General features: G+C 60.2%; 5 protein-coding genes and 1 pseudogene. 2 read left to right on the top strand and 4 right to left on the bottom strand.

What is annotated here, in order from left to right; all coding sequences use genetic code 11:
* Positions 1-203: 203 nt before the first annotated feature.
* Positions 204-1,058 (top strand): annotated as a pseudogene (locus tag BN1125_RS19770) (AraC family transcriptional regulator).
* A 91-nt stretch (positions 1,059-1,149) separates the two neighbouring features.
* Here BN1125_RS19770 and BN1125_RS14360 read toward each other — a convergent pair.
* From BN1125_RS14360 to pepA, 4 genes are all read right to left on the bottom strand, one after another.
* On the bottom strand, positions 1,150-1,737 hold the full coding sequence (locus BN1125_RS14360; protein WP_042013092.1) for a superinfection exclusion B family protein: 588 nt from the start codon (positions 1,735-1,737) through the stop codon (positions 1,150-1,152).
* 121 nt (positions 1,738-1,858) lie between these two features.
* Positions 1,859-4,723, bottom strand: a complete 2,865-nt coding sequence (locus BN1125_RS14355; RefSeq protein ID WP_042013098.1) for a valine--tRNA ligase — start codon at positions 4,721-4,723, stop codon at positions 1,859-1,861.
* Positions 4,724-4,787: 64 nt separating this feature from the next.
* Positions 4,788-5,243 carry a DNA polymerase III subunit chi gene (locus BN1125_RS14350; protein WP_042013091.1) on the bottom strand — a complete coding sequence of 152 codons (456 nt, stop codon included), beginning with the start codon at positions 5,241-5,243 and terminating at the stop codon, positions 4,788-4,790.
* 173 nt (positions 5,244-5,416) lie between these two features.
* Positions 5,417-6,925 carry a leucyl aminopeptidase gene (gene pepA / locus BN1125_RS14345; RefSeq protein ID WP_033138248.1) on the bottom strand — a complete coding sequence of 503 codons (1,509 nt, stop codon included), beginning with the start codon at positions 6,923-6,925 and terminating at the stop codon, positions 5,417-5,419.
* Between the two features lie 172 nt (positions 6,926-7,097).
* Here pepA and lptF point away from each other — a divergent pair, with 172 nt between their 5' ends.
* Positions 7,098-8,210 (top strand): LPS export ABC transporter permease LptF, encoded by a 1,113-nt coding sequence (lptF, locus tag BN1125_RS14340; protein ID WP_042013090.1) that lies wholly within the window; start codon positions 7,098-7,100, stop codon positions 8,208-8,210.
* Positions 8,211-8,232 lie beyond the last annotated feature (22 nt).

Raw genomic sequence — 8,232 nt, 5'->3', positions numbered from 1 at the left:
TGCCAACTATCTTGACGAATACCGAGAGCGTGAGGGCGCTGCGTAAGGGATTGTTACTGCATTGAAAAACGGAGCCCAGGATCCGTTTTTGTTGCGCGCTATCTTGATGGCGATCTCTGTTCTGCCCCTTCCGTCGAGCCTTGCCTGCTGACTCACTGCGGGAGGATGTCAACGGGCCTGCGATCATGCCAGTCGCTAACGGCATGGTCGATTATCAGGCCAGATTGCGCCCGGTGATCCGAGCGCTGGAGCAAAACCCCGAGCTCTGCTTCAGTGAGGCGGCCACTCTCGCCTCGCTCTCCAGCTATCACTTTCATCGGGTCTTTACCGCCGTCACCGGCGAAACCCCGGTCGAGATGCAGCGCTGCCTGCGGCTGGAGCGGGCCGCCCGCTCCCTCTGCTACAGCCAGGACCCGGTGACCGAGATTGCCTTCTCGGCCGGTTTTGCCAGCTCGCAGGCCTTTGCCAAGGCGTTTCGCAAGCAGTTTGCCATGACGCCGGGGGCGCTGCGTCGTCAGCCGTCACTGCTGCAACTGAGCAAGAATGGACACGCCGCCGCCCGCGAGGCTGGCTATGCTGAAAGCCGTTCCCATGAAAGGAGGCAAGCGATGAAAACCTAACAGATGGCCCCGCGCACCCTGGCCTATATCCGGGTGACCGGCCCTTATGGCACTGGCTATGAGCCGGTGTGTGACCAGCTCTACCAGTGGTCGGCCGAGCAGGGGCTGGCCGAGGGGGAGTGGATCTTTATCTACCACGACAACCCTGAAATCACAGCGCCCCAGCAGTGCCGCACCGATATCTGCGTCACCGTGCCGGCGGGTACCCAGGGCCGCGGCAATGTGGAGATCCAGCAGCTGGCGGGTGGCCGTTATGGCCAGACACGTTGCACAGTGACCGATCCGGCGCAGTATCCGCTACTGTGGCAGCAACATATTGGCGAGATAGTGGCTGCCGGTTATGAACTCGATGATCGGCCCTGTTTCGAGCTCTATCACAGCTATGATCCGGTGACTAGGGTGGCGGATGTGAGCGTCTGCTCCAGCCTCAAGGGGTAAGAGAGCGAGCGGGATTGCGCAGCATGCCGCGCCGTAAAGAGAGAGCCGGACAGTGTCCGGCTCTGTTGCATCTGGTGGCAGGGGATGGCGTCTAGCGCTGGAACCCCTTCTGGGCGAACTTGGGGCGGGCGTTCATGATCTGCTCCACCTGCTCATCGCTCATCTTGCCGCGCGACAGCCCCAGCACCTTGTAGGTGAGCAGCGGTCGGGCGGGCAGGGCGATCATCAGGGCACGGATCTGGTTCTCGTCATCCTTATCCCGGATCGGCTTGCCGTAGGCGTAGGTGAGGACGCCGGCATCCATCAGGTTTTTGACGGCCGGCTCGGTGATCGGCAAGTTTATGACGCTTTTACGCTGCAGTACGAACTCGCGCAGCACCGCTTTCTCGTTGAAATCGAGGAAGCCGATCATCTGGGCCAGCTGATCCTGTTGGCGGCGCGCTTGCCACTCCTCACAGGCCCACTCCCAGGCGATCAGGAAGCCCTGACTGCAGAAGTAGGAGATGGCGATCAGCATGCCAACCCCCAGCAGTGCTGCGTTGTCCGTTGCCCACAGACTGACAGCTCCTTTCATCAGCCCGGCCGGAAACAGCAAAATGATGCTGCAGCAGAGCAACAACCAGACCATCAGCCAGTTAAGGCGGTTCAGTTGATAGAAATGTTGGATCCACCGTTTCATTGTTCATCCTTCCCAAACTGTTGTGGATAGTGAGCAACACTGAGCAAGGGATATGCCAAGACGGCAAAAACAAAAAAGCCCCCGGCGTCGGGGGCTTTCTGAACACTGCGGACTGCCTGCCTTACAGCGCGGCGATCTCGGCCTGCTGGGCTTCCAGCTTGGTCAGCTGGAGACGGTAATCTTCCAGCTTCTCGCGCTCTTTGGCGATGACCGCTTCCGGCGCCTTGGCGACGAAGGCTTCGTTGCCGAGTTTGCCTTCGATGCGGCCGCACTCGCCGACCAGACGGGCAACCTCTTTGGCCAGACGAGCCAGTTCGGCATCCTTGTCGATGAGACCGGCCATCGGGATCATCAGCTCGGTGGCACCGATCAGCTTCTTCACTGACAACGGGGCGGTTTCACCATCCGCCAGTACGCGGATGGACTCCAGACGAGCCAGGGACTTGAGGAAGGCCTCGTTGTCACCGGCGCGCTGGCTATCCTTGGCATCGCACTTGAGCAGTACGTTCAGGGCCACGCTCGGGGCGACGTTCATCTCGGCGCGGATATTACGGATGCCGACGATAAACTCCTTCACCCACTCCTGATCCGCCATCGCGGCGTCGTCTACCTTGGCGGCATCGAACTCGGGGAAGGCCTGAATCATGATGGTGTCGGCATGGACGCCGGTCAGCGGCGCTACCGATTTCCAGATGGTCTCGGTGATGAACGGGATGATCGGGTGTGCCAGACGCAGCAGGGTCTCGAGGACGCTGACGAGGGTGTGGCGGGCAGCGCGCTGCTCGGCCTCGGAACCCTTGCCCAGTACCGGCTTGGTCAGCTCGAGATACCAGTCACAGAACTGGTTCCAGATAAATTCGTACAGCACACCGGCCGCGATATCGAAGCGGTAGGTATCGAGGGCGGTACGGAAGTCACGGATGGCCACTTGCAGCTGGGACTGGATCCAGCGATCTGCCAGACTGAACTGCATTTCGCCGCCATTACCTTGCGAAGAGAAGCCGCAATCCTGATCTTCGGTGTTCATCAGCACATAGCGGGAGGCGTTCCACAACTTGTTGCAGAAGTTGTTGTAGCCATCCAGGCGCTTCATGTCCCAGTTGATGTCGCGGCCGGTAGAGGCCAGCGCGGCCAGGGTAAAACGCAGGGCGTCGGTACCGTGAGCCTCGATCCCTTCCGGGAACTGCTTGGCGGTACGCTTGCCGATCTTCTCGGCCATCTGCGGCTGCATCATGTTGCCGGTGCGCTTCTCCATCAGATCTTCCAGCGAGATGCCGTCGATCATGTCGAGCGGGTCCAGTACGTTGCCCTTGGACTTGGACATCTTCTGACCTTCTTCGTCACGGATCAGGCCGGTGATGTAGACGGTCTTGAACGGGACTTGCGGCTGGCCGTTTTCGTCCTTGATGAAGTGCATGGTCATCATGATCATCCGGGCAATCCAGAAGAAGATGATGTCGAAGCCGCTCATCAGCACGTCGGTCGGGTGGAAGGTCTTGAGTGCCTCGGTGTTGTTCGGCCAGCCCAGGGTGGAGAAGGTCCACAGGGCGGAGCTGAACCAGGTGTCGAGCACGTCTTCGTCCTGACGCAGGGTGGTCACGGACGGGATGCTGTGCTTGGCACGCACTTCCGCCTCGTCACGGCCCACGTAGACATTGCCGGCGTCGTCATACCAGGCCGGGATGCGGTGACCCCACCACAGCTGACGGGAGACGCACCAGTCCTGAATGTCGCGCATCCAGGAGAAGTACATGTTTTCGTACTGCTTGGGCACGAACTGGATGCGGCCATCTTCCACCGCTTCGATGGCGGTCTTGGCCATCGGTGCCACGCGCACATACCACTGGTCGGTCAGCATCGGCTCGATGGGCACGCCGCCGCGATCGCCGTAGGGCTGTTGCAGCACGTGATCCTTGATCTCGGCCAGCAGACCCAGCTCGTCCAGCTTGGCCAGAATCGCTTTACGGGCGGCGAAGCGCTCCAGACCGGCAAACTCGGCAGGCAGGGCGGCATCGTAGGCGGTGCAGGGGTTGCCGTTGGTATCGACCACTTCGGCCTCGGCACGCACATGGGCGTCCAGGGTGAAGATGTTGATCATCGGCAGGCTGTGGCGCTTGCCCACTTCGTTATCGTTGAAGTCGTGGGCCGGGGTGATCTTCACGCAACCGGTGCCCTTATCCATGTCGGCGTGTTCATCGGCGACGATGGGGATCAGACGGTTCACCAGCGGCAGCAGGATGTGCTGGCCGATCAGCGCCTGGTAGCGCGGGTCTTCCGGGTTCACGGCCACGGCGGTATCGCCCAGCATGGTCTCCGGACGGGTGGTGGCGACGATCAGGTGATCCTGTCCTTCGGCGGTCTTGGCGCCGTTGGCCAGCGGATAGCGCAGGTGCCACATGTGGCCCTTGATCTCGCGGTTTTCCACTTCCAGATCGGAGATGGCGGTGTTGAGTTTCGGATCCCAGTTCACCAGCCGCTTGCCGCGGTACATCAGGCCATCTTCGTAGAGACGGACAAACACTTCCTGCACGGCGGCGGAGAGACCCTCATCCATGGTGAAGCGCTCGCGCTCCCAATCCACGGAGTCGCCCAGACGGCGCATCTGGCGGGTGATGGTGCCACCGGACTCTTCCTTCCACTGCCAAATCTTGTCGATGAAGGCATCACGGCCGTAATCGTGGCGAGTCTTGCCCTCTTCTGCGGCGATCTTGCGCTCAACCACCATCTGGGTGGCGATACCGGCGTGGTCGGTACCTGCCTGCCACAAGGTGTTTTTGCCCTGCATGCGGTTGTAGCGGATCAGGGTATCCATCAGGGTTTGCTGGAAGGCGTGACCCATGTGCAGGCTGCCGGTGACGTTCGGCGGCGGGATCATGATGCAGAAGGAGTCTTTGCTGGTGTCGCCGTGGGGCTTGAAGTAACCCTGGGCTTCCCAGTGCTGATAGAGCGCCTGTTCGATGGCATTGTGATTAAAAGTCTTTTCCATGGTCTCGCCGTAATCTGGATGGATGGATTCTGGTGTTGATTCTTTCTGGATCAATTGGTTGCAGTCATGGCTGCGCCGGATCCGGTGCGGCAAGGACGGGCTGATCCCTCATTTCGAGGGTGTGGCCTGCCTGGCGATAGTGCTTGTAGCGCTCGCGGGCTTGCTGCTTTTGCGTTTCATCAGTGGGGACAAAATCTACCACTTGAGCGAAGTGTCCTGCAAACAAAGGTGTCGCAGTGGCCAGATTGATGAGGCGGGCGTAGCGCCGTTTCGGTGGCTGATAGCCGATCTCCACCGGGGCCATGCCGCTTTCGCCTTGCAGCTGGTGCGGTACGAAGCGCTCCGGCGGCAGCTGCCACAGCAGCTCGTCGAGGCGCAGGGCCTGCGCTTCATTGTCGCACAACAGGTAGATATGACCGGCACCCCACGACTCGGCCGCAAGGGTGCAGGCCAGCCGCTCGACCGCAGAGGCCTGCGCGTCATCCTGTTCGCTCATCAGGTAAAAGGTCACTTGGCTCATCAGGTTGGTCCCGTGTTGCGGTGACGGACTGTTGACCGCCTCATGAGGCTGACGGGCATTTCCCGTCCGCCGCTCACTGATTCAAGAATGAAACAAGGAAGAGGCGGGCCTCTTCCTTGTGGTTCAGGGTAACGCCAACCCCATCGATGCGCACATCAGACGGGGCGGGAGAGTTACTCTTTCTCTTCGATGTCTACGCCAGCCCGGTTCAGCAGGAACTGGGTCAGCAGGGGCACCGGACGACCGGTAGAGCCCTTGTCCTTGCCACTCTTCCAGGCGGTCCCGGCGATATCCAGGTGGGCCCAGTTGTACTTCTTGGTGAAGCGTGACAGGAAGGCGGCTGCGGTGATGGTACCGGCCGGACGACCGCCGATGTTGGCCATGTCGGCGAACGGGCTGTCGATCTGTTCCTGATACTCGTCAAACAGCGGCAGACGCCAGGCACGGTCACCCGCTTGCTCGGAGGCGTTGAGCAGCTCGTGGGCCAGCGGGTTGTGGTTGGCCAGCAGACCCGAGGTGTGGTGGCCCAGCGCGATGACGCAGGCACCGGTCAGGGTCGCCACGTCGATCACGGTTTCCGGATCGAAGCGGTCCACATAGGTCAACGCATCACACAGCACCAGACGACCTTCCGCATCGGTGTTGAGCACTTCGATGGTCTGGCCTGACATGGAGGTGAGGATGTCACCCGGACGATAGGCGTTGCCACCCGGCATGTTCTCGCAGCCCGCCAGCACGCCGATGACGTTGATGGGCAGTTGCAACTGGGCCAGCGCATGCATGGTGCCGAGCACGGAGGCGGCGCCACCCATGTCGTACTTCATCTCGTCCATGCCATCGGCCGGTTTGATGGAGATGCCGCCGGAGTCGAAGGTCAGACCCTTGCCGACCAGCACGATGGGCTTGGCATCCGGATGACCCTTGTATTCGATGATGGCCATCATGGCTTCGTTGTCGGAGCCGCGGGCCACCGCCAGATAGGAGTTCATGCCGAGTTCGGCCATCTCCTGCTCGCCCACCACCTTGGTGGTGATGTTGTCGAAGGCATCGGCCAGACGACGGGCCTGGGAGGCCAGATAGGCCGGGTTGCAGACGTTGGGCGGCATGTTCGCCACGTCGCGGCAGACCCGCACACCCTTGGCCACGGCCAGACCGTGAGCGATGGCTTTTTCACCAATGGTCAGTTCCCGACGGGTCGGCACGTTGAACACCAGCTTGCGCAGGGGGCGACGGGGCTCGGCCTTGTTGGTCTTGAACTGATCGAAGCTGTAGAGGCCCGCCTTGGTGGTTTCTACCGCCTGGCGCACCTTCCAATAGGTATCCCGACCCTTGACGTGCAGCTCGGTCAGGAAGCAGACTGCTTCCATGGAGCCGGTTTCGTTTAGGGTGGTGATGGTCTTGTTGATGATCTGCTTGTACTGGCGTTCGTCGAGTTCCCGCTCCTTGCCGCATCCGACCAGCAGTACGCGCTCACTGAGCACGCCCGGTACTTGATGCAGCAGCAGCATCTGGCCTGGTTTCCCTTCCAGGTCGCCACGGCGCAGCAGCGAGCTGATGTAGCCATCGCTGATCTTGTCCAGTTGTTCGGCAACCGGAGAGAGACGACGGGGTTCGAAGACGCCGACCACGACGCAGGCACTGCGTTGCTTCTCAGGACTGCCACTCTTTACACTGAACTCCATGGAATCTCCTACATCCTAAAGACAAAAGGCACCTTTTATTGAATAATACGGTGCTTGTTGGGGTATCAGAGGCGGAGCGAACAGCCACAGGCTCCGCAGTTCAAACTGGTAAAAATCCAATATACGGCCCTATTTTTCAGGCATTCGACTAAAAACACAAGTTTACTTGGGAATGACTGTGATCGTATTCCGATATTTGTTCAGGGAAACCCTGAAAACCCAGCTGGCAGTGTTATTCGTATTGCTGCTTATCTTTGTCAGCCAACAATTTATCAAGATCATCGGTGATGCCGCCGATGGCGATGTGCCGACGCGCCTGGTCTCCACCCTGCTGCTGCTCAACTTGCCCAATATGGCGCTGTTGATGCTGCCAATCAGCCTGTTTTTGGCCATCTTGTTTGCTCACGGGCGCCTCTACGCCGAAAGCGAGATGACGGTGATGCATGCGGTGGGTTTCAGCCACCGTTTCGTGATGCGCAGCGCCATGTTGCTGGCCTTGCTGACCGCCGCCGTGGCTGCCTTCAATACCGGCTGGATCGCCCCGTTGGCCAAGGAGCGGGAATACCAGGTGATCGACGAGTTCAAGTCGGATCCGGGTATCTCCTTCCTGCAGGCCGGTCGTTTCATGGAACTCGACAAGGAGCGGCTGATTGCCTACATCCAGGATGTGAACGAAAACGGCTCCAAATTGCAGAACGTCTTTGTGTTGCAGCGGGCAGAGGGGGGCAAACCACCCTCGGTGATCGTGGCGGACGAAGGGGTAGTGAGCACCGATGAGAGCGGCCTGCAGTGGCTGACCCTGAAGGATGGTTCCCGTTACGAGGGGCATTTCTCCGGCAAGCAGTTCCAGATCTCCGATTTTCGCGAGTATGGGCTGGTCGTCCGCGAGCAGGAGATGGAGCGTTCCAACCGCAAGGCGGCGGCCAAGCCGACCGTGGCGCTGTTGGGAACCCAGGACAACAGCCTGATGGCAGAGCTGCAGTGGCGTATCTCGCTACCCCTCTCCATCCCGGTGTTGACTCTGCTGGTGGTGCCGCTCGCCAGGGTCAATCCCCGTCAGGGGCGCTATGCCAAGCTGTTACCGGCCATCCTGCTCTATCTCTCCTATTTCCTGCTACTCAGCGCCGCCCGTTCGGCCATCGATAGCGGCCGTCTGCCCTACTGGCCGGGGATGTTCCTAGTTCCGCTCGGTTATCTGCTGTTTATCGGCTTGCCCCTCAATGTGCAGGGCTCCAGCTGGTGGAACGGGGTGAAGGGTCAGTATTTCAACAGAAAATCAGCATGATGCTGCAACATAGGAACTTCTG

Source organism: Aeromonas fluvialis (assembly GCF_000819885.1).
Lineage (GTDB): Bacteria > Pseudomonadota > Gammaproteobacteria > Enterobacterales > Aeromonadaceae > Aeromonas > Aeromonas fluvialis.
This window is presented reverse-complemented; position numbering and strand designations above follow the sequence as displayed.